Raw genomic sequence first — 2,496 nt, 5'->3', positions numbered from 1 at the left:
AAAAGATTCTACCGTATTTATAGCCAAGTTATGCGATTTGTCCAAGGTGAACACTTTGGTGATGCCCTGCGTAATGTCTCCATCAGCATTCTTCCAAGTCTGGCCATCTATTTATTGGGCACACCCGCAGGCACCGCCATTGGTATTGGTGTCGGCTCCTTGTTGACGACACTGACTGATCCTCCCGGTAACCGAAAGGATAAACTATCCTCCGCCCTGGTATGCATTCCGACTTTCTTTCTTGCGTCATTTCTTACAGCGTACTTCTTTCCTTACCATTGGCCTTTGGTCATTCTGCTAAGTTTGGCGGGATTTACTTTTACCTTATATGGTTTGTTCGGACCACGTTATGCTGCTATCGGCAACATGACATTGATCTTAATGAGTTTTGTCATCGGCCTGGCACCAAAACATCCGCTGGAAGTCAGCCTGCAAATTACGACTGGCGCGGCGATTTATTATGCTTTTAGCCTGCTACAGGCCTACATAAGGCCGTATCGTTCCCTAAAACATGCGATGGCCAATGGTTTTCAGGGCTTATCTCAATTTTTACTGGTCCGTGCGCAATCCTATGACCCCGATATTCCACTGGGTATTACCTATAGCCGTGTAGGAAAAATTCACGGTCAGATCAGTGAACAGCAAGAACAGATACGATCCTTACTCTTCCGGGAGAAAAGAATCATCGGCCATCAATGGCCTAAGAGTAATTATTGGCTGAGTCAGGTTTACGGCCTCATTGATCTACACGAGCTTATTATTGCACTTGATCATGACTATGACGCCATTCGAAAGAATCTTGCCGATACCGGGAGCCTTCCTCTGATCCGCCGTGCAATAAAATTATTGGCACTGGAAATCGAAAGCTTTTCACAACCGAATAAAAGGTTCAGCCATGCACAACAATTGTATTATAATACGATTAAACTGAATGAGTTGTTGAACGAGCTGAAAAATATTCAGCAGCAACAAATCGGATCAGCAGGCCCGATTCTATCGGCTATCATCAACAACATGGAATCTATTCTTGAAGTACTCCGCCGAATCCAGGTTGCTTTTTATCAGAATCAGGAAATTCAGGACAAAATCGGTACCGAGGAATATCAACAATTTATCAATCGTCCCTTGGGCAGTCTGGGGGAGATCAAAGATAAGCTTCACCTAAAAAATCCGCTGTTTCGTTTTGCACTCCGCATGGCTATACTTTTTGGTATCGGCGCATTGATCGGGATTCTATTTCTGGATTTCAAATATACCTATTGGATCTTATTGACGATTGCCATCGTGGCAAGGCCAGCATTTTCGATGACCAAGACCCGCAATATCGAACGTATTGCCGGGACATTTTCAGGTATTTTGATCGGCATCTCCTGTTTGGCTTGCTTCGAAAGTCTTCCCTTATTACTTAGTTTATCGGCCACGGGTCTCTTCGGATTCTTTTTATTCAACCGATCCAACTATATGGTCAGTGTAGTTTTTATCACACTGGGTGTTGTCATTGCACTAAATTTATTCGAAGGTAATATTAATCTTATTCTCGGTAGCCGTATGGCTTTTACCCTGGTTGGCGCACTGCTCACCATTGCAGGATATTTCCTGATTCCCGTGCGTCAAAGCTCAAGCATGGTCCACCTGGCCAAGGAGGTCGCACGCTACAATCAGCATTATTTTCAGATGATCAACAAGCGCCTATCCGACAACCTGCAGAGCTCTTTTGATATCAGATTAGCACGTAAAAAAGCACAAACGGCAATGGCTCTATTTTCTGATTCCATTAACCAAATGAAGAAGGAACCTGAACATAAGTGGATTGATTGGTCCCATATTCACCACTTTCAGGCGCTCTCCTACCGCATCAACTCGCACCTGGTCGGGCTTTCGATTTCCATCAGCAAAAATCCTGAGGTTCTGCACAACGACATTTATAGCCGAATAGATGAGTTAAAACCGCTTTTAACAGATTTGGATCAAATCGCGGAACATATTGCGCTCGCTAAAAGGTAGTAGAAAAGCGATGGCGAAGATGTATTTATAAAATAGTTTTAATTAAAAAAATGATTTTCTTTTGCATTAATAGAAAAGAAGTTTATATTTGCAATGTCTTCAGATGAAGATTTCTAATCAACACCTTCCTTAATCTGCAGGTCTTGATTTATAAAGAAGTNNCCCACTGGCAACCTTCAATTTGGTTGAAAAGGTGCCAAATCCTGTCCAAAGCAATATCGCTTTGGAGCATATAAATGAAATAAGACAATGATTATTACATTACAGAAAACCATCAACAATTTAGGTTTGTTTCAGACAAACCAGCTAACAGGTAAAGAAGCGACACATAGCAATGCCATGTCTATGCGAATGCGCATGCATACGCACCTTCCAACTTGTTAAGAATCATTTTCCTTTTTCCCGGATTACGATATTAACAGACCTTTTCAACAGGTGTGTATGCTTTCTTTTTTTCTTGTGAATACTTTTTTTTGAACCCTTAAAATCTGA

General features: G+C 42.0%; 2 protein-coding genes and 1 riboswitch. Both genes read left to right on the top strand.

Features of this window, described 5'->3' with window-relative positions; genetic code table 11:
• On the top strand, positions 1-2,004 hold a 2,004-nt coding region (locus tag B4G94_RS06185; protein WP_286857780.1), incomplete at its 5' end, for an FUSC family protein.
• A 145-nt stretch (positions 2,005-2,149) separates the two neighbouring features.
• Positions 2,150-2,243, top strand: a riboswitch (SAM riboswitch).
• Positions 2,244-2,253: 10 nt separating this feature from the next.
• Positions 2,254-2,388 carry a hypothetical protein gene (locus tag B4G94_RS06180; protein ID WP_277603205.1) on the top strand — a complete coding sequence of 45 codons (135 nt, stop codon included), beginning with the start codon at positions 2,254-2,256 and terminating at the stop codon, positions 2,386-2,388.
• Positions 2,389-2,496 lie beyond the last annotated feature (108 nt).

Source organism: Sphingobacterium sp. UBA7625 (assembly GCF_002484085.1).
In the GTDB taxonomy this organism is placed as follows: Bacteria; Bacteroidota; Bacteroidia; order Sphingobacteriales; family Sphingobacteriaceae; genus Sphingobacterium; species Sphingobacterium athyrii.
This window is presented reverse-complemented; position numbering and strand designations above follow the sequence as displayed.

Bases quoted from the DNA above. Each gene is read 5' to 3' on its own strand.
- B4G94_RS06180 (WP_277603205.1), top strand. From the start codon at position 2,254: ATGATTATTACATTACAGAAAACCATCAACAATTTAGGTTTGTTTCAG.